Source organism: Brevundimonas sp. MYb52, assembly GCF_002979535.1.
Lineage (GTDB): Bacteria > Pseudomonadota > Alphaproteobacteria > Caulobacterales > Caulobacteraceae > Brevundimonas.
Window position 1 is genome coordinate 58,004 of record NZ_PCPB01000008.1, and the last position, 17,764, is coordinate 75,767.

The window sequence follows — 17,764 nt, forward strand, 5'->3', positions numbered from 1 at the left end:
AGAGCACAGACACATGTCCATTCTCGTCAACAAAGACACCAAGATCATCGTGCAAGGCCTGACCGGCAAGACCGGCGGCTTCCACACCGAACAGGCCCTGGCCTACCACGGCACCCAGATGGTCGCCGGCGTGCACCCGACCAAGGGCGGCACCAACTGGACCGGCTCGCACGGCGAAACCCTGCCGATCTACGGCTCGGTCGCTGAAGCCAAGGAACGCACGGGCGCTGACGCCACCGTGATCTACGTCCCGCCGGCAGGCGCCGCCGACGCCATCATCGAAGCCATCGAGGCCGAGATCCCCTTCATCACCTGCATCACCGAAGGCATCCCGGTGCTGGACATGGTGCGCGTCAAGGCTCGCCTGGACCGCTCCAACTCGCGCCTGCTGGGCCCCAACTGCCCCGGCATCCTGACCCCGAACGAGTGCAAGATCGGCATCATGCCGGGCAACATCTTCTCCAAGGGTTCGGTCGGCGTCGTCTCGCGCTCGGGCACCCTGACCTATGAAGCCGTGTTCCAGACCACCAACGCCGGCCTGGGTCAGACCACGGCTGTCGGCATCGGCGGCGACCCGGTCAAGGGCACCGAGTTCATCGACGTCCTGGAAATGTTCCTGGCCGACCCGGAAACCACCTCGATCATCATGATCGGTGAAATCGGCGGCGGCGCCGAAGAAGACGCCGCTCAGTTCCTGATCGACGAAGCCAAGAAGGGCCGCTCCAAGCCCATGGCCGGCTTCATCGCCGGTCGTACGGCTCCGGCCGGCCGCACCATGGGCCACGCCGGCGCCATCGTTTCGGGCGGCAAGGGCGACGCGGAATCCAAGATCGCTGCGATGGAGGCTGCGGGCATCCGCGTCTCGCCGTCGCCGGCCCGTCTGGGCCACACTCTGCTGGAAGTGCTGAAGGGCTAAGGCTCTTTAGGGGGCTACGCTCGCGACGCGGTCACTCGCTTCTTGAGCGCGGCAAAGGTCGCTACGCTCGCGACGCGGTCGCTCGCCGCTTGAGCGAGTTGACCGCCCCACCGTCGACGGTGACGTCCTCGGTTCAGGGTGGCGAGCGCGACCGAACGATGTTCCGGGGCTAAAATTCGCGCCCCGAGACCTTTTAAAACGCCTCCGGAATCGTCCGGAGGCGTTTTTTCTTGCCAATTCGACCAATTTCCACCCGCTCCGCCCCGCTTCGGTCATGACCGGTAAGGAAACACGGCCTATATGAGCGGCGCCGCTCACCGCGCAGGCGTGCGCGCGCGGCCGAATGTAGGACGACGAGAGAAACATGGCGGACGATGCAGGTCAGCTGAACCAGGTCTTTGCCGAGACCAGCTTCCTCTATGGCGCGAACGCCGCCTTCATTGAGGACCTGCACGAAAAATGGGCCGCAGACCCCGGCTCGGTGTCGGGGGAATGGCGCGCCTTCTTCGATCAGTTGAAGGACAACGCCGACCTGGTGAAGCAGTCGGCCGCCGCCGGCTCGTGGGGTCGTGGCGCCGCCACTGACCCGTCCGAGGACACCGCCGTCTTCGACGGCCGCTGGCCCGCGCCGAAGGTCGATCCCAAGACCGCCGCCGGCAAGCCCGGCCCGCGTCCGGCCGCCCCGGCGGCTGACGCCGCTGGCGCCGTGACCGCCGCCGACGTGCGCGCCGCCGCCCATGACTCGATCCGCGCCCTGATGCTGATCCGCAGCTACCGCGTGCGCGGCCACCTGCAGGCGACGCTGGACCCGCTGGGCATCGAACAGCCGATCGAAAACCCCGAGCTGACCCCCGAATTCTACGGCTTCACCGCCGCCGACATGGACCGCCCGATCTTCCTGGACGGCGTCCTGGGCCTGCAGACCGGCTCGATCCGTCAGGTGCTGGAGATCCTGAAGCGCACCTATTGCGGCAACATCGGCGTGCAATACATGCACATCGCCGAGCCGGACGAGAAGGCCTGGCTGCAGCAACGCTTTGAAGGCCCGGACAAGTTCGAACAGAACGCCTTCACCAAGGAAGGCAAGCTGGCCATCCTGCACAAGCTGATCGAGGCCGAGGGCTTTGAACGCTTCCTGCACAAGCGCTTCCCCGGCACCAAGCGCTTCGGCCTGGACGGCGGCGAGGCCATGGTCCCGGCCCTGGAGCAGGTGATCAAGCGCGGCGGCGCCCTGGGCGTCGATGAGATCGTCTTCGGCATGGCCCACCGCGGCCGCCTGAACACGCTCGCCGCCGTCATGGGCAAGCCCTACAAGGCCATCTTCCACGAGTTCCAGGGCGGTTCGACCGTGCCGTCGGACATCGAAGGTTCGGGCGACGTCAAATACCACATGGGCGCCTCGTCGGACCGCGAGTTCGACGGCAAGAAGGTCCACCTGTCGCTGACGGCCAACCCGTCGCACCTGGAAATCGTCAACCCGGTCGTCCTGGGCAAGGCGCGCGCCAAACAGGCCTTCGACATCCGCGAGGCCGAGGTCAATATCGGCAAGCCGGACAATGAGTGGGTGCTGGACCGCTCCAAGGTGGTGCCCCTGCTGATCCACGGCGACGCCGCCTTCGCCGGTCAGGGCGTTGTGGCTGAATGCTTCGCCCTGATGGGGCTGAAGGGCTACCGCACCGGCGGCACCCTGCACTTCGTCATCAACAACCAGATCGGCTTCACCACCAGCCCGCGCAACTCGCGCTCGTCGCCCTATCCGTCGGATGTGGCGCTGATGGTCCAGGCCCCGATCTTCCACGTCAACGGCGACGATCCCGAAGCGGTCGTCTTCGCCGCCAAGGTGGCCACGGAATACCGCCAGAAGTTCCACAAGGACGCGGTGGTGGACATGTTCTGCTACCGCCGCTTCGGCCACAACGAAGGCGACGATCCCACCTTCACCCAGCCGCTGATGTATTCGAAGATCCGCGCCCAACCCTCGACGCGCGAGATCTACGCCAAGCGTCTGGTGGAACAGGGCGTGGTCACGCAAGCCGAGGTCGACGCCGAGGTGTCCCGCTTCGAGGCCTTCCTCGACGCCGAGTTCGAGGCAGGCAAGATCTTCAAGGCTGACAAGGCCGACTGGCTGGACGGCCAGTGGCAGGGCCTGGGCGCCGAGAAGACCGACGACGCGGCCCAGCGCGGCGAGACCGCCGTCCCGGCTGAAAAGCTGCGCGACTATGGCCACCGCCTGACCCAGATCCCGAACGACGTCGACATCCACAAGACGCTGAAACGCGTCGTCGAGGGCCGTCGCGACGCCATCGACAGCGGCCAGAACATCGACTGGGCCACCGCCGAAAGCCTGGCCTTCGCCTCGCTGCTGGAAGAGGGCTATAACGTCCGCCTGTCGGGTCAGGACTCGGTGCGCGGCACCTTCTCGCAGCGTCACTCGGGCATCACCGACCAGACGACCGAGCAGCGCTACATCCCGCTGAACCACCTCAGCGAGGGCCAGGCCCACTTCGAGGTCATCGACTCGGCCCTGTCGGAAGAGGCGGTGCTGGGCTTTGAATACGGCTACTCCCTGGCCGACCCGAACACCCTGACCCTGTGGGAGGGCCAGTTCGGCGACTTCGTCAACGGCGCCCAGGTGGTCATCGACCAGTTCATCAGCTCGGGCGAACGTAAGTGGCTGCGCATGAGCGGCCTGACCATGCTGCTGCCGCACGGCTATGAGGGCCAGGGGCCGGAACACTCCTCGGCCCGCCTGGAGCGCTTCCTGCAGCAGTGCGCCGAGAACAACATGCAGGTCGCTAACTGCACCACCCCGGCCAACTACTTCCACATCCTGCGTCGCCAGATGCACCGGGACTACCGCAAGCCGCTGATCCTGATGACGCCCAAGTCGCTGCTGCGTCACAAGAAGGCGGTCTCGACCATCGCCGACATGGCCGAAGGCTCGTCCTTCCACCGCGTGCTGCGCGACGACGCCCAGCTGCGTCCTGAAGTCGCCGGCGTCTCGCTGAAGGCGGACAAGGACATCCGCAAGGTCGTGGTCTGCTCGGGCAAGGTCTATTACGACCTGCTGGACGCGCGCGAGAAGGCGGGGATCAACGACATCTACATCCTGCGTCTGGAACAGTTCTATCCGTGGCCGATCAAGTCGATCTCGGCCGAGCTGGCCCGCTTCCCCAACGCCGACCTGGTCTGGTGTCAGGAAGAGCCCAAGAACATGGGCGGCTGGACCTTCGTCGATCCGTGGATCGAACTGACGCTCGAGAAGATGGATATCAAGGCCAAGCGCGCGCGTTACGTCGGGCGTCCGGCCTCCGCCTCCACGGCGGCTGGCCTGATGAGCCGCCACCTGAAGGAACTCGAGACCTTCCTCGCCGAGGCCATGGCCTGACCGGCCCAGCCTGACCTATAGATACGCCAAGACACAAAAAGACACTGGACCGAACCATGGCCGATATCCTCACCCCCGCCCTCGGTGAATCCGTCAGCGAAGCCTCCATCGCCAAGTGGACCAAGAAGGTCGGCGACTCCGTCAAGAAGGACGAAGTCCTGGTCGAGCTGGAAACCGACAAGGTTTCGCTGGAAGTCGTGGCCCCGGCCGACGGCGTCCTGGCGGCGATCAACGCCGCTGAAGGCGACACCGTGGTGCCCGGCACGGTCCTGGGCTCGGTGAGCGAAGGCGCTTCGGCGCCGGCCGCTGCGCCCGCCGCTGCTGCTGCCCCCGCCGCCGCTGCTCCGGCCGCTTCGGGCGGCGCCTCGGTCGAGATCGCCGTCCCGACCATGGGCGAAAGCGTCGCCGAAGGCTCGATCGGCACCTGGCTGAAGAAGTCGGGCGACACCGTCGCCAAGGACGAACTGCTGGTCGAAATCGAGACCGACAAGGTCGCGGTGGAAGTCTCGGCCCCGGCCGCCGGCGTCCTGACCATCGCCGCCGACAATGGTTCGACCGTGACCCCGGGTCAGGTCATCGGCTCCATATCGGCCTCGGGCGCCGCCGCGGCTCCGGCTGCTGCCGCCGCTCCCGCCGCTGCTCCGGCCAACACCGGCTCGGCCCAGGTTTCGGCCTCGGCCCACCTGTCGCCCGCCGTTCAGCGCGTGGTGTCGGAAAACAACATCAACCCGGCCTCGCTTTCGGCCTCGGGTCCGAAGGGCAATATCACCAAGGCTGACGCCATCGCCGCCATCGGCGCCGCCGCTCCGGCTGCGCCCAAGGCTGCTGCGCCGGCCGCTCCGCGCGCCGACCAGCCGCGCGAAGAACGGGTGAAGATGACGCGCCTGCGTCAGACCATCGCCCGCCGCCTGAAGGAATCCCAGAACACGGCCGCCCAGCTGACCACCTTCAACGAGGTGGACATGACCAACGTCATGGCCCTGCGCGCCCAGTACAAGGAAGTCTTCGAGAAGCGCCACGGCGTGAAGCTGGGCTTCATGTCCTTCTTCACCAAGGCCGTGGTTCAGGCCCTGCACGAAATCCCGGCGGTCAACGCCGAGATCGACGGCACGGACATCATCTACAAGAACCACTACGACATCGGCGTGGCCGTCGGCACCGACAAGGGTCTGGTGGTTCCGGTCCTGCGCGACGCCGACACCCTGTCGCTGGCGGGTATCGAAAAGGGCATCGGCGCCCTGGGCAAGGCCGCCCGTGACGGCGCCCTGACCATGGATCAGATGCAGGGCGGCACCTTCACCATCACCAACGGCGGCACCTATGGCTCGCTGATGTCGACGCCGATCCTGAACGCGCCGCAGTCGGGCATCCTGGGCATGCACAACATCGTGCAGCGCCCGATGGCCATCAACGGCGAGGTCAAGATCCGCCCGATGATGTACCTGGCCCTCAGCTACGACCACCGCATCGTCGACGGCAAGGAAGCCGTGACCTTCCTGGTCCGCATCAAGGAACTGCTGGAAGACCCGGCGCGCGCTCTGCTGGACCTGTAAGGTCCGCATCCACGCCAAGACTGACGACGGCGGCTCTTTCGGGAGCCGCCGTTTTCAATTGGGCCGGGCGTGGTAGCTTCGGCCCATGAGCCTGGTCGAGATCGCCCGCTTTCAGGATGTCTATGAGGCCGACCTAGCGGCGGCCTTCCTCGCCTCGCACGGCGTGGATGTTGATGTCACCGAGCGGTTCCAGACCACCGTCGATCCCCTGATGCAGCGGGCGCTGGGCTTGCGCCTGATGGGGCGAGCCGATCAGGCGGATCAGGCCCGCGACCTGCTGGCGCGGGTCATGGCGGGGGAGTTCGGGCTGGACGAGGGCGATGATCTGTCGCCTGCCGACCCCGGCGAAAGGTCGGCGGCCAGAGGTCTGGCCCTAGCTCTTTTCGTCACCTCTGGCGGCTTTGCCGGCACCAGCCTGCCGCGTCGCATGGGCGCATTGCAGTGGACGGGGTTCGCCTTTGTGGCGGCATTGATCGCCGGAACCCTGGCTCTTTGGCTATCATCGGGTCGGTAGAGCCTTAGTCGGTCTTGAGGCCGGCCAGCACCACCTCCGTGTCCTGCCCCAGCTTGGGCGGCGGGGCGTCGTAGCGGACGGGGGTCCTGGACAGGCGGATGGGCGAGGCCACCGTGCGGATCGGCGCGGCCAGATCGTCGCGCGACTGTTCGACGGTCAGGCCGCGATGCAGGGCCTGAGGCTCCTCGAACACCTGATCGATCGTGTTGACCGGGCCGCAGGGCACGCCGGCGGCTTCGAGCGCCGCCATCAACCCCTTCATGGTGAAGCCTGCCGTCAAGGCTGACAGGGTGGGGGACAGCTCGGCCCGGTGCTGGACCCGAAGGGCGTTGGTCGCAAAGCGCGGATCGGCGCCCATGGGCGCGACGCCCAGAGCCTTGGCCAGGGCGCGGAACTGGCCGTCGTTGCCCACCGCGATGACCACCATGCCGTCCGAACAGGGGAAGGGTTGATAGGGGGCCAGGTTGGGGTGGGCGTTGCCCATCCGCGTCGGCGCGGTCCCGGAGACGAAGTAGTTGGTCGCCTGATTGGCCAGCATGGCCGCCTGAACGTCGAACAGGGCGATGTCGATATGCTGGCCCTCGCCCGTGGCCCGAGCGTGCCACAGGGCCGCCAGGATGGCGTTGGAGGCGTAGAGGCCGGTGAATAGGTCCACGACCGCCACCCCGACCTTCATCGGCTCGGCGCCCGGCGCGCCGTCGGGCTGGCCGGTGATCGACATCAGCCCGCCCATGGCCTGGATCATGTAGTCGTAGCCGGCGCGGTGGGCGTTCGGTCCGTCCTGACCGAAGCCGGTGATGGAGCAATAGACCAGCTTGGGATTGACCGCCGACAGCCCGGCGTAGTCGAGGCCGTACTTCTTCAGCCCGCCGGTCTTGAAGTTCTCGACCACCACGTCGCAGGTCGCCGCCAGACGGCGCGCAGCCTCGGCGCCTTCAGGCATGGCGATGTCCAGCTCGACCGACTTCTTGCCCCGGTTGGCGCACATGAAATAGGCGGCGTCGCCCTTGGACCCATCGGTCGTGGTGGTGAAGGGCGGGCCCCAGTGGCGGGTGTCGTCGCCCTCGCCAGGTCGCTCGATCTTGATCACCTCGGCCCCCAGGTCGGCCAGGGTCTGCGTCGCCCAGGGTCCGGCCAGGACGCGGGAGAGATCAAGGACGCGAACGCCGACGAGAGGGCCTTGAAGCTGGGTCATGCCCAAGGCTTAGCGCTTGACGCCGACGCCGAGAAGCTGAACCGTCGCGCGGTCAGGTTTTCGCGAGTTTTCCATGCGTCTTATTTCGATTGTCGTCGCCGCTTCTCTGGGTCTGGCCGCTGCCGGACCGTCCCTGGCGAAAGCGCCTGACGCCGTGTTCGAGCGCGACGAGCCGGCCATGGCTAGCATGGCCCTGATCAAGGAAGGGGCGGTCTGGCGCGTCAGCTTCCGCGCCGGCGGCGTGCCGAACGGCGCTGCGACCGCCGCCGACTGCGAGCTTCAGGCCGTCGGGCCGCAGGACGCCGACGACGTCATCGCCGCGCGTCTGGTTCCGTTCGAGGGCGAGTTGAACGCGATCACCGCCGCTGACATCGGGGCGAACGCGCCGGTCATTCAGGTGCGCGTGGGGCCGGAAGGCGTCTTCGTCGAGGACGGCGGCGCTGCCGGCCGATTCTGCGGCCTGGGGTCGGACATAGACGGCTTCTATCGCCGGACCGGCGATTCAGACTGACGCAGCGCTAGAGGCCGACGTCCCAGACGCCCGCGTCGCGCATTCGGCATTCGCGGGCTTCCTCGGCCCGGCCGCCCATGTCGCGGGCCATGCCGCGAATGGCGTCGGAGACCGTGCTCTTGTGCACCCCTGGCACGACGGCGTGGGTGAAGGCGCAGGCGGCCAAGCGGATCAGCTTGAAGCCGAATCGCGACGAGGCGGCCATGTGCTCCAGATAGGTCTCGCTGACCTCGCGCGGGTGATCGCGGAACAGACGTGAAAACGTGTTCGACATGACTTCAGCCTAACGCGGTTCCCCGCCTCCCTCTACCCGTCACGTGCATTTTGGCCTAAACCCGCCGCCGGAACAGGGGTCGGATCGTCACGCCCCGCTGATCGCGCGTGACGAACACAGAACCCCGCATACTCGCGCAGGAAACACCAATGGCCGATGGCTCGCACGCTTCGCAACAGACCTTCCGCTGGGACGACCCGTTCGACCTGCGCGGCCGCCTGACCGACGACGAGCGGATGATCCAGGACGCGGCGCGCTCCTATGCCCGCGAAGCCCTGCTGCCGCGGGTGGTCGAGGCCTTCCGCGATGAGACCTTCGATCGTTCGATCATGAGCGAGATGGGTGAGATGGGCTTCCTCGGCGCCATGCTGCCGGAAGTCTATGGCGGCTCGGAAGCCAGCCACGTCGCCTATGGTCTGATCGCGCGCGAGGTCGAGGCCGTCGACAGCGGCTATCGCTCGGCCATGTCGGTCCAGTCGTCGCTGGCCATGTACCCGATCTACGCCTTCGGCTCCGAAGAACAAAAAATGAAGTTCCTGCCCAAGATGGCGGCCGGCGAACTGATCGGCTGCTTCGGCCTGACCGAGGCCGACGGCGGCTCGGACCCGGCCTCGATGAAGACCAAGGCGGTCAAGGTCGAGGGCGGCTATCGCCTGAACGGCGCCAAATACTGGATCACCAATAGCCCGATCAGCGACCTGGCCATCGTCTGGGCCAAGCTCGATGACAAGATCCGCGGCTTCATCGTCGAGCGCGACTTCGACGGCTTCACCACGGACAAGATCGGCGACAAGCTGTCGCTTCGCGCCTCGATCACCGGCGACATCGGCCTGAACGACGTCTTCGTGCCGGAAGCCAACATCCTGCCGGGCGTGCAGGGTCTGCGCGGGCCGTTCAGTTGCCTGAACAAGGCCCGCTTCGGCATCGCCTGGGGGGCCATGGGCGCCGCCGAGTTCTGCTTCCACGCCAGCCGCGACTATGTCGGCGAGCGCATGCTGTTCGGCCGCCCGCTGTCGTCACGCCAACTGGTGCAGAAGAAGCTGGCCGACATGCAGACCGAGATCTTCCTCGGCTTCGAGGGCGCCTACGCCCTGGGCCGTCTGCTTGATACCGGCGCCTGGGTGCCCGAGGCCATCAGCCTGATGAAGCGCAACAACTGCGGCAAGGCCCTGGCCGTGGCGCGCGAGGCGCGCGACATGCACGGCGGCGCCGGCATCACCGGCGAATTGCACGTCATGCGTCACGCCATGAACCTGGAAACCGTGAACACCTATGAAGGCGCCCACGACGTCCATGCCCTGATCCTGGGCCGGGCCATCACGGGCGAGAGCGCCTTCTAAAGGCTCACGTTTATTGTGACGGTCGAGGCTGTCGTCACGGCGGGCTTCTCGCGCTAGGTTGGGTGTCTGTGAAGGGACTGACCATGACGCGACACACCCTGCTGGCCTCGACCGGCGCCGCCCTTGTCCTGATCCTGAGCGCCGCGCCGGTGGCGGCGGCCTCGGTGCAGACGCCCGGCGTGCAGGGCCTGCCCTATGACGCGCGGCGCGGGGTCTTCACCTTCGCGGCGGGCCTGGACGCCTCCCTGCCGGCAGTGGTTCAGGTCACGACGCTGGGCCAGTCGCGCGGCCCGCGGTCGGACGGCGATCCCAAGCCCTCTCAGGGCGGGTCGGGGGTCATCATCGACGCCGCCAACGGCATCATCGTCACCAATCACCACGTCATAGAGAACGGCCAGAAGTTCACGGTCGACATGATCGACGGCCGCCTGTTCGACGCCACCCTGATCGGGGCGGACAAGGCCACTGACATCGCCGTGCTGAAGATCGAGGCCTCGGGCCTGTCGCAGGTCCAGACGGTGGATTCCGACACCCTGCGCACCGGCGACCTGGCCTTCGCGGTCGGCTATCCCCTGGGCCTGGACCAGACCCTGACCATGGGCGTCATCTCGGGCCTGAACCGCTCGGGCATGGGCGACGCCATCGAGGATTATATCCAGACCGATGCAGCGGTGAACTCGGGCAACTCGGGGGGGCCGCTGCTGGACAGCCGGGGACGGCTGATCGGCATCAACACCTCGATCCTGTCCGGCGGCATGGGCGGGGGCAACGACGGCATCGCCTTCGCCGTGCCGACCCGCATCATGATGTTCGTGGTCGATCAGCTGCGCGCCACCGGCGAGGTCAAGCGCGGCCAGATCGGCGTGGCCCTGGGGTCGCTGACGGCGGAGCGGGCGCGGGAGATGGGGCTGAACCTGGTGCGCGGGGCCGTGGTCTATGACGCCGCGCCGGGATCGTCCGCCGAGCAGGCGGGCCTGCGCCCCGGCGACGTCATCACCCGCATCCAGAACCGCCCGGTGGCCAACGCCGGCTCGGTTCAGGCCACGGTCGGCATCGCCCGTCCGGGCGCCACCCTTCCGGTCGTCTATCTGAGAGACGGGCGCGAGGCCACGGCCAGCTTGACGGTTCAGTCGGCGGATCTGGCCGCCGTCCGCGTGGGGCGCAGCGCCGCCATGGCGCGCGGCCTGACCTTCCGCAACAGCGGCGAGGGCGCAGGCGCGCAGGTCACCGTCGTCGAGGGCGGCTCGGTCGCGGCGACGGCGGGCGTCCAGGCCGGGGATGTGGTGGTCGAGGTCGGCGGCGCGCGGGTGGCTGACATGGCCGCCCTGGCAGCGGCCTTGCGGACGACGAACGGCGCGGTCGATCTGACGGTGATGCGGGACGGGGAGCGGACGACGATCAGCCTGCCCGGCTGATCTCACCGGCCCTGAAGCTGTTTCCCGAGGTCCAGACAGCAAAACGCCCGCGTCGCCTGGAGGGGGGAGGAAGGGCGATCACGGGCGTCTCTGCTTGGAGGAAGCATCGGCCCGTCGAAGCCCTTTAGCGGAAAAATCCTGGGGGGCTGGGGGGGCTGTTCAGGATCCGGGACTTTTCCGAACTCCGACAGGCCGATGATGCCTTTCTGAACGCTCATCCGGGCGGACGAAGGGCCGAATGGCGTTATTTTCGTGTCCGAGGCGACAAGGCGCGTCGCCTCGTCAGCCTCAGACCTTGGACAGGATCAAGGTGCCGTTGGTGCCGCCGAAGCCGAAGCTGTTGGACATGACGTGCTTCAGTTCGCCGTCATGGCGTTCGCGCAGGATCGGCATGCCCTCGAACTCGGGGTCCAGGTTCTCGATGTGGGCGCTTTCGGCGGCGAAGCCGTGCTTCATCATCAGCAGGCAGTAGATGGCTTCCTGAGCGCCAGCGGCCCCCAGGGAGTGGCCCGTCAGCGACTTGGTCGAGGAGATCATCGGCATGGCGTCGCCGAAGACGTTGCGCACGGCGCCCATTTCCTTGGCGTCGCCGACCGGCGTCGAGGTGCCGTGCGGGTTCAGGTAGTCGATCTTGGGATCGCCGGCCATCTTCAGGGCCAGCTTCATGCAGCGCTCGGCGCCCTCGCCCGAGGGGGCGACCATGTCATAGCCGTCCGAGTTGGCGGCGTAGCCGGTGACCTCGGCGTAGATGGTCGCGCCGCGCGCCACGGCGCGTTCGTATTCTTCCAGCACCACGATGCCGGCGCCGCCCGCGATGACGAAGCCGTCGCGGTCCTTGTCATAGGCGCGCGAGGCGACTGAGGGCGTCTCGTTGAAGTTGGAGGACATGGCGCCCATGGCGTCGAACATGTTCGACATGGACCAGTCGATGTCCTCGCAGCCGCCGGCGAAGACCACGTCCTGCTTGCCCCAGGCGATCTGCTCGGCGGCCGCGCCGATGCAGTGGGCCGAGGTCGCGCAGGCCGAACTGATGGAATAGTTGATGCCCTTGAGCTGGAACCAGGTGGCCAGGACCGCCGAGGGGCCGGACGCCATGGCCTTGGGCACGGCGAAGGGGCCGACGCGCTTGGGCGAGCCCTTCTCGACGGTCGTCTGGGCCGCCTGCAGGATGACCTGGGTCGAGGGGCCGCCCTCGCCGACGATCAGGCCGATGCGCTCGTCCTGGACCTCTTCGGCGGTCAGGCCGCTGTCTTTCAGGGCTTCTTCAAAGGCGATGTGCGCCCAGGCCGTGCCGTTGGCCAGGAAACGCGCGGCGCGGCGATCGACCAGGGGCGCCCAGTCCTCGGCCGTCACGCCCAGCGACGGCGGCGCCCAGACCTGAGAGCGGAAGCCATACTTGGCGTGGTCGGCGGCGTGCTGGACGCCCGACTTGGCTTCGCGCAGGGAGGCCGCAACCTCGTCCTGGCCGGTGCCGATGGAGGAGACGATGCCCAATCCGGTGACGACGACACGCCGCATGGTGTTTCCTAACATTCAGTCTTCAGGCGCCGCGTTGACCGCGGTCTGCATCAAATGGGGTCAGGCGTCCGTGGACGCTACCGTAGCCGCGCCGCCGAACAGGCCGACGCGCATGTCGGCGCAGGTGTAGATGACCTCGCCGTCGGCCTCGAGCACGCCGTCGGCGATGCCCATGACCAGCTTGCGGTTGATGACGCGCTTCAGGTGGACCTTATAGACCACCTTCTTGACGTCCGGCGTCACCTGGCCGGTGAACTTGACCTCGCCGACGCCCAGCGCCCGGCCCTTGCCGGGGCCGCCGATCCAGCCGAGGTAGAAGCCGACCAACTGCCACATGGCGTCCAGGCCCAGGCAGCCTGGCATGACGGGATCGCCGATGAAGTGGCACTGGAAGAACCAGAGGTCCGGGTTGATGTCGAGTTCCGCCTCGACATAGCCCTTGCCGTAGTCGCCGCCATCCGAGGTGATGGTCGTGATACGGTCGAACATCAGCATCGGCGGGGCCGGCAGCTGGGCGTTGCCCGGACCGAACAGCTCGCCGCGGCCCGAGGCCAGCAGGCCTTCGTGATCGAACGACGACGGATATTGGGACTGGCTCAAGGGTGACGCTCCGGAAGTGTTGCGGGCGGGTTACACGACCCTGCGCGCCCGCTCAACTGTTGTCAGGTCTAGCTTCGACCGGCGCCGGCGGGCCGCGCGGCGTTGCAAAGGGCCCGTTCCTGGGTTCCGAACACTGCTCGTTCGGGCACCCATCCGCGAATTTTGCGTGCGCGCACCCGGCACCAGCCCTCTTCGCATTCGTCCAGGGAGACGATGGAGCGGGGCGACAGACGGGCCCGCACCGAGGAGGTGGCCGACCGGCCGGAATGGATCAGGATCTCCTCGGCCGAGCGATTGAAGACGCTGCGGCGGCCGGAGGCCACGGTGCGGTGGATCCAGGCGACCGAGCCGTCGGGGTCGCAAATCTTGCGCCATTCCTTGGTCTCGGCGATCACCTGCACGGGCAGGCCGGCGGCGCGGTATTCCCACAGGATCTCGTAGTCGAGGCCCGGCCCCTGGCGGGCGCGCACCTGAGAGGATTTCAGGGTGACCCAGCGCGGCACTTCCAGCCCGGTCGGGGTCGGGCGACCGTCAGGCATGGTCGCGCCGGCGCCCGCGAGGACGCCCGATCCGAGGACGGCGATGATGACGGCGATACGCCGGAAACTTTTGAACCTGACCACAGCTTTGCTAGACACCGGATCGACACGTCCCGCACGGGCGCTTCCGCTCGACGAAACCCAGGCCTCCTATGTCCGCTCGCAAGCTTAAGGTCGTATTAACCAGACGCCTGCCCGACACGGTGGAAACGCGCCTGCGCGAACTGTTCGACGCCGAACTGAACCTGACCGACCGGCCGATGTCGCGCGACGATCTGGCCGCCGCCCTGCAACGCGCCGAGATCCTGATCCCGACCATCACCGATCATCTGGACGCAGACCTGATCGCAGGCGCGGGCGAGCAACTGAAGATGATCGCCAACTTCGGCGCGGGCGTGGACCATATCGATATCGACGCCGCCGTGGGGCGCGGGATCATCGTCACCAATACGCCGGGCGTCCTGACCGAGGACACCGCCGACCTGACCATGAGCCTGATCATGGCGGTTAGCCGCCGCATCGTCGAAGGCGCCAATGTCGTCGCGGCGGGTCAGTTCGAGGGCTGGAGCCCGACCTGGATGTGCGGGCGCAAGCTGTGGGGCAAGCGTCTGGGCATCGTCGGCATGGGCCGCATCGGCCAGGCCCTGGCCCGCCGCGCCAAGGCGTTCGGCATGCAGGTCCACTATCACAACCGCAAGCCCGTCTCGGACATGATCGCCGAGGAACTGGGCGCGACCTGGTGGGATGATCTGGATCAGATGCTGGCGCGGATGGACGTCATCTCGCTGAACTGCCCGGCGACCAAGGACACGCACCACATCCTTTCGGCCGAGCGCATCGCCCGGCTGCAGCCCCACGCCATCCTCGTGAACACGGCGCGCGGCGAACTGATCGACGAGGCCGCCCTGGTCGAAGCCCTGGATCGCCGCGCCCTGTTCGGCGTCGGTCTGGACGTGTTCGAGCATGAACCGGCGGTGCATCCCGGCCTGATGGGCCGCGCCAACGTCGTGCTGCTGCCTCACCTTGGCTCGGCCACCATCGAGGCGCGCCAGGACATGGGCGACCGCGTCATCGCCAACATCATGACCTACCAGAACGGCCACCGTCCGCCGGACCGGGTCATCCCGGCCATGCTCTGAGCCGCATCGGCTCCAGCTTGACCAGCCGCCCCAGCCGAACCACTAGTGGTGAAAGTTCCAGGGGGGGACATGAAGGTTTCAGAGTTTTCGCAGCGCTTCGCTCTGTCTCGGCGTGATCTGTTTCTGGCTGGCGGCGCCGGGGCCGTGCTGGCGTTGTCCGGCGCCCGTCTGGCGAGCGCGGCGCCGGCGGCCGCCTATTCTGCTGCGGACTTCTTCGGTGGGCAGAGAACGCGGGCAGTGGTTCTGTCGCCGTCCGGCGCGCGTATTGCCGTGCTGGAGCAACTGGGCACCCAAGAGGAGCCCCGCGGCGTGCTCGACATCCTGGATGCGGCGGACCCTGAGGGCGAGCGTCGACGGATCGAGCTGGGCAAGCTGACCGTAGAGGCGCTGGAGTGGGCCAATGATCGGCGGCTTCTGGTGCGGGTCGCCATCAAGCAGACCGTGCCGGGGCGCAAACGGTCAGGTTCCAACCTGGTGGGGCCGAGCCTGACGGTGACGTCGCGCCGCATCCTTTCGCTGGACCACGAAACTGGGGATTCGGTGGTCCTGTTCGAGGGCGAGCGCCAGCGAATGCGCTACTCGTTCGACCTCGGACGCGTCATCGATATCCTGCCTGACGATCCTGACCATGTCCTGATGATCGCCTGGGAGATGGGCGGCGTCATGGGGCTGCACAGGATGAACATCAACAACGGCAAGGCCGAGCGGCTGGAGCGGGGCAATACCGCGACCATCGGCTGGCAGACGCACAACGGCGTCGCTGTCTTGCGTCGCGACATCAATACGCGCGGCACCATGGAAACGATCCACGCCCGTGCGCCGGGCGAGACGGAATGGCGCTTCGTTCGTCGCAATCGCATCGTGGACGCGCCGGACTTTGCGTGGGTCGGCGGGGGCAGCGCTCCGGACACGGTTCTGGTGTCGGCCCGCGCCGAGGGCGAGGATGTCGAGACCATCCGCGAGATGAATCTTCACTCCCTGGCCTTCGGTGCGCCGATGCAGGCGAGGGCCGGTCGCGACGTGTTGTACGGCCTGATGGACGCCCGCAACCGCTATATCGGCGCCGCCTATTACGGGGATCGCCTGGAATATGACTTCGCGGAAGAGGGGCTGGCGGCGCACCACCGCGCCATGAATCGGTTCTTCGAGGACGACTGCGACGTCCATCTCAGTCAGATCAGCGATGATCGGAACCGCTTCATCGCCTATGTCGAGGGGCCTCGCGAGGCGGGCTCCTGGTATCTGTACGACAAGACCGCCCGCAGCATGACCAACCTGGGGTCACGCTACGCCCTCGACTTCGAACGCCTGGGCGGCTGCGAGCTGTTGTCCGTGCAGACGCGCGACGGGGCCACGATCGAGGCCTATCTGACGGCGCCGCCCGGGGCTGCGCCGGGGCCGCTCGTCGTCATGCCGCATGGCGGCCCCGAAGCCCGTGATCAGCGTGGCTATGACCGCCAGGTCCAGGTTCTGGCGGCCCAGGGCTGGTGGGTGCTGCAGCCCAACTTCCGTGGCTCGGGCGGCTATGGCCTGGCTTTCGCCCAGCAAGGGTGGCGACGTTGGGGCGAGCGGATGCAGGAAGACGTCGAGGACGCCGTCGCCCAGGTTCTGCGCGACAAGGGACTGGACGCCGGTCGCGTGGCCATCATGGGGACCAGCTACGGCGGCTATGCCGCCCTGATGGGGGCTGTACGCCGTCCCGACCTGTACAAGGCGGCGATCTCGATTTGCGGGGTCTCGGATCTTCCTGACATGCTGGACTGGGAAAAGCGCGACGACGAAACCCCGACCAAGGAGATCTACGGCTTCTGGAAAAAGCGGATTGGCGACCCGGATGCCGATGGCCCGATGCTGGAGGCGGCCTCGCCTCGTCGCCGGGTCGCTGAGATCGTCTGTCCTGTCCTGCTGGTGCATGGCGTGAACGACGAGATCGTGCCCATCGTTCAGTCGCGCATCATGAACCGCGCTCTGCGCGCCGCAGGAAAGGCTGTGGAGCAGGTCGAGGTGCCGGACGCCGGCCACGCCGACTGGGAGGACGAGGTCGAAAAGGACTTGATGGAACGCTATGTCGCCCTGCTGCGTCGGGTCTTCGTCTAGCCGCCGCATACCGGGCAGGATGGATCGGCGGCGATCTTTGCGACCCGGCTGGTTCCGGCCAGGCCGTCGTAAAGCATCAGGCGGCCGGCGAGGGGCTGACCGGCTCCGGTGATCAGCTTGATCGCCTCCAGGGCCGCCATGGCGCCGATGACCCCGGCCAGGGCGCCGACGACGCCGACGCGGGCGCAGGTCTCGGCGTCGGGCGGTGTTTCAGGCACCAGGCACTGATAGCAGGGCTTGCCGGTGAAGACCCCGACCTGACCGTTCCAGCGCCCCAGAGCGCCGGACACCAGCGGCGTCCCTGTCGCTACGCAGGCGGCGTTGACGGCGAAGCGGGTGTCGAAATCATCGGTGCCGTCCAACACTACATCGAAGCGCTCGACGATGTTGCGGGCGTTGTCGGGCGTCAGGCGCTCAGCAAAGGCCTCGATGGCGACATGGGGGTTGAGCGCGGCCAGATGTTCGGCGCCCGCCTCGACCTTGGGCCGTTCGGCGTCGGCCGTGGTGAAGATGATCTGGCGCTGCAGGTTGGACAGGGCGACCGCGTCATGGTCGATCAGGCCCAGAGTCCCGACCCCGGCGGCGGCCAGATAGAGGGCGGCGGGCGCGCCGACCCCGCCCATGCCGACGATCAGGACGCGGGCGCGCTTCAGCGCCTGCTGGCCAGGCCCCCCGATCTCGGACAGCACCAGTTGCCGCGCGTAGCGATCGACCTCCTCGTCGGAGAAGCGGACAGGAGCGGGGAGGGGAGGCTGGGTCACGGCG

At 67.3% G+C, this 17,764-nt stretch carries 15 protein-coding genes; 9 read left to right on the plus strand and 6 right to left on the minus strand.

The features are described 5' to 3' along the window. Nucleotides 1-13: 13 nt before the first annotated feature. The 4 genes from sucD to CQ039_RS10360 all read left to right on the plus strand — a co-directional run bounded on the left by sucD (nt 14) and on the right by CQ039_RS10360 (nt 6,371). The gene (gene sucD / locus CQ039_RS10345; protein ID WP_105562795.1) at nt 14-916 is read left to right on the plus strand and encodes a succinate--CoA ligase subunit alpha; all 903 of its coding nucleotides are present in this window, start codon (nt 14-16) and stop codon (nt 914-916) included. Nucleotides 917-1,280: 364 nt separating this feature from the next. Beyond that, nucleotides 1,281-4,304, plus strand: a complete 3,024-nt coding sequence (locus CQ039_RS10350) for a 2-oxoglutarate dehydrogenase E1 component (RefSeq protein ID WP_105562794.1) — start codon at nt 1,281-1,283, stop codon at nt 4,302-4,304. A 56-nt stretch (nt 4,305-4,360) separates the two neighbouring features. After that, a complete protein-coding gene (odhB, locus tag CQ039_RS10355; protein WP_105562793.1) occupies nt 4,361-5,857 on the plus strand; it encodes a 2-oxoglutarate dehydrogenase complex dihydrolipoyllysine-residue succinyltransferase in 1,497 nt (498 codons plus the stop codon). A gap of 85 nt (nt 5,858-5,942) precedes the next feature. Beyond that, the gene (locus tag CQ039_RS10360) at nt 5,943-6,371 is read left to right on the plus strand and encodes a hypothetical protein (RefSeq protein ID WP_105562792.1); all 429 of its coding nucleotides are present in this window, start codon (nt 5,943-5,945) and stop codon (nt 6,369-6,371) included. Nucleotides 6,372-6,375: 4 nt separating this feature from the next. Here the strand turns inward: CQ039_RS10360 and CQ039_RS10365 are convergent, their stop codons facing one another. Next, nucleotides 6,376-7,566 carry a CaiB/BaiF CoA-transferase family protein gene (locus CQ039_RS10365; protein ID WP_105562853.1) on the minus strand — a complete coding sequence of 397 codons (1,191 nt, stop codon included), beginning with the start codon at nt 7,564-7,566 and terminating at the stop codon, nt 6,376-6,378. 73 nt (nt 7,567-7,639) lie between these two features. Here CQ039_RS10365 and CQ039_RS10370 point away from each other — a divergent pair, with 73 nt between their 5' ends. Then, nucleotides 7,640-8,077, plus strand: a complete 438-nt coding sequence (locus tag CQ039_RS10370; RefSeq protein WP_105562791.1) for a hypothetical protein — start codon at nt 7,640-7,642, stop codon at nt 8,075-8,077. A gap of 7 nt (nt 8,078-8,084) precedes the next feature. On the opposite strand, the gene CQ039_RS10375 is transcribed toward CQ039_RS10370, so the two are convergent. Further along, the gene (locus CQ039_RS10375; RefSeq protein ID WP_105562790.1) at nt 8,085-8,351 is read right to left on the minus strand and encodes a DUF6356 family protein; all 267 of its coding nucleotides are present in this window, start codon (nt 8,349-8,351) and stop codon (nt 8,085-8,087) included. A gap of 149 nt (nt 8,352-8,500) precedes the next feature. On the opposite strand from CQ039_RS10375, the gene CQ039_RS10380 reads away from it, so the two are divergent. Together CQ039_RS10380 and CQ039_RS10385 are read left to right on the plus strand one after the other, a co-directional pair. Beyond that, the gene (locus CQ039_RS10380) at nt 8,501-9,691 is read left to right on the plus strand and encodes an acyl-CoA dehydrogenase (RefSeq protein WP_105562789.1); all 1,191 of its coding nucleotides are present in this window, start codon (nt 8,501-8,503) and stop codon (nt 9,689-9,691) included. A gap of 83 nt (nt 9,692-9,774) precedes the next feature. After that, a complete protein-coding gene (locus CQ039_RS10385; protein WP_105562788.1) occupies nt 9,775-11,106 on the plus strand; it encodes a trypsin-like peptidase domain-containing protein in 1,332 nt (443 codons plus the stop codon). 288 nt (nt 11,107-11,394) lie between these two features. Here the strand turns inward: CQ039_RS10385 and fabB are convergent, their stop codons facing one another. From fabB to CQ039_RS10400, 3 genes are all read right to left on the minus strand, one after another. Further along, a complete protein-coding gene (gene fabB, locus CQ039_RS10390) occupies nt 11,395-12,624 on the minus strand; it encodes a beta-ketoacyl-ACP synthase I (RefSeq protein ID WP_105562787.1) in 1,230 nt (409 codons plus the stop codon). A 60-nt stretch (nt 12,625-12,684) separates the two neighbouring features. Then, on the minus strand, nt 12,685-13,224 hold the full coding sequence (gene fabA, locus CQ039_RS10395) for a 3-hydroxyacyl-[acyl-carrier-protein] dehydratase FabA (RefSeq protein ID WP_105562786.1): 540 nt from the start codon (nt 13,222-13,224) through the stop codon (nt 12,685-12,687). 68 nt (nt 13,225-13,292) lie between these two features. After that, nucleotides 13,293-13,862 (minus strand): SH3 domain-containing protein, encoded by a 570-nt coding sequence (locus CQ039_RS10400; RefSeq protein ID WP_233190165.1) that lies wholly within the window; start codon nt 13,860-13,862, stop codon nt 13,293-13,295. A 53-nt stretch (nt 13,863-13,915) separates the two neighbouring features. Here CQ039_RS10400 and CQ039_RS10405 point away from each other — a divergent pair, with 53 nt between their 5' ends. Then, on the plus strand, nt 13,916-14,902 hold the full coding sequence (locus tag CQ039_RS10405; protein ID WP_105562785.1) for a D-glycerate dehydrogenase: 987 nt from the start codon (nt 13,916-13,918) through the stop codon (nt 14,900-14,902). A 69-nt stretch (nt 14,903-14,971) separates the two neighbouring features. Then, entirely contained in the window at nt 14,972-16,999 is a 2,028-nt protein-coding gene (locus tag CQ039_RS10410) for a S9 family peptidase (RefSeq protein ID WP_105562784.1), read from the plus strand. Here CQ039_RS10410 and CQ039_RS10415 read toward each other — a convergent pair. Continuing rightward, nucleotides 16,996-17,760 carry a molybdopterin-synthase adenylyltransferase MoeB gene (locus CQ039_RS10415; RefSeq protein WP_105562783.1) on the minus strand — a complete coding sequence of 255 codons (765 nt, stop codon included), beginning with the start codon at nt 17,758-17,760 and terminating at the stop codon, nt 16,996-16,998. The two genes, CQ039_RS10410 and CQ039_RS10415, sit on opposite strands and share 4 nt — an antisense overlap. Nucleotides 17,761-17,764: the final 4 nt, after the last annotated feature.

Bases quoted from the DNA above. Each gene is read 5' to 3' on its own strand.
- sucD (WP_105562795.1), top strand. From the start codon at position 14: ATGTCCATTCTCGTCAACAAAGACACCAAGATCATCGTGCAAGGCCTG.
- CQ039_RS10350 (WP_105562794.1), top strand. From the start codon at position 1,281: ATGGCGGACGATGCAGGTCAGCTGAACCAGGTCTTTGCCGAGACCAGC.
- odhB (WP_105562793.1), top strand. From the start codon at position 4,361: ATGGCCGATATCCTCACCCCCGCCCTCGGTGAATCCGTCAGCGAAGCC.
- CQ039_RS10360 (WP_105562792.1), top strand. From the start codon at position 5,943: ATGAGCCTGGTCGAGATCGCCCGCTTTCAGGATGTCTATGAGGCCGAC.
- CQ039_RS10365 (WP_105562853.1), bottom strand. From the start codon at position 7,566: ATGACCCAGCTTCAAGGCCCTCTCGTCGGCGTTCGCGTCCTTGATCTC.
- CQ039_RS10370 (WP_105562791.1), top strand. From the start codon at position 7,640: ATGCGTCTTATTTCGATTGTCGTCGCCGCTTCTCTGGGTCTGGCCGCT.
- CQ039_RS10375 (WP_105562790.1), bottom strand. From the start codon at position 8,351: ATGTCGAACACGTTTTCACGTCTGTTCCGCGATCACCCGCGCGAGGTC.
- CQ039_RS10380 (WP_105562789.1), top strand. From the start codon at position 8,501: ATGGCCGATGGCTCGCACGCTTCGCAACAGACCTTCCGCTGGGACGAC.
- CQ039_RS10385 (WP_105562788.1), top strand. From the start codon at position 9,775: ATGACGCGACACACCCTGCTGGCCTCGACCGGCGCCGCCCTTGTCCTG.
- fabB (WP_105562787.1), bottom strand. From the start codon at position 12,624: ATGCGGCGTGTCGTCGTCACCGGATTGGGCATCGTCTCCTCCATCGGC.
- CQ039_RS10405 (WP_105562785.1), top strand. From the start codon at position 13,916: ATGTCCGCTCGCAAGCTTAAGGTCGTATTAACCAGACGCCTGCCCGAC.
- CQ039_RS10410 (WP_105562784.1), top strand. From the start codon at position 14,972: ATGAAGGTTTCAGAGTTTTCGCAGCGCTTCGCTCTGTCTCGGCGTGAT.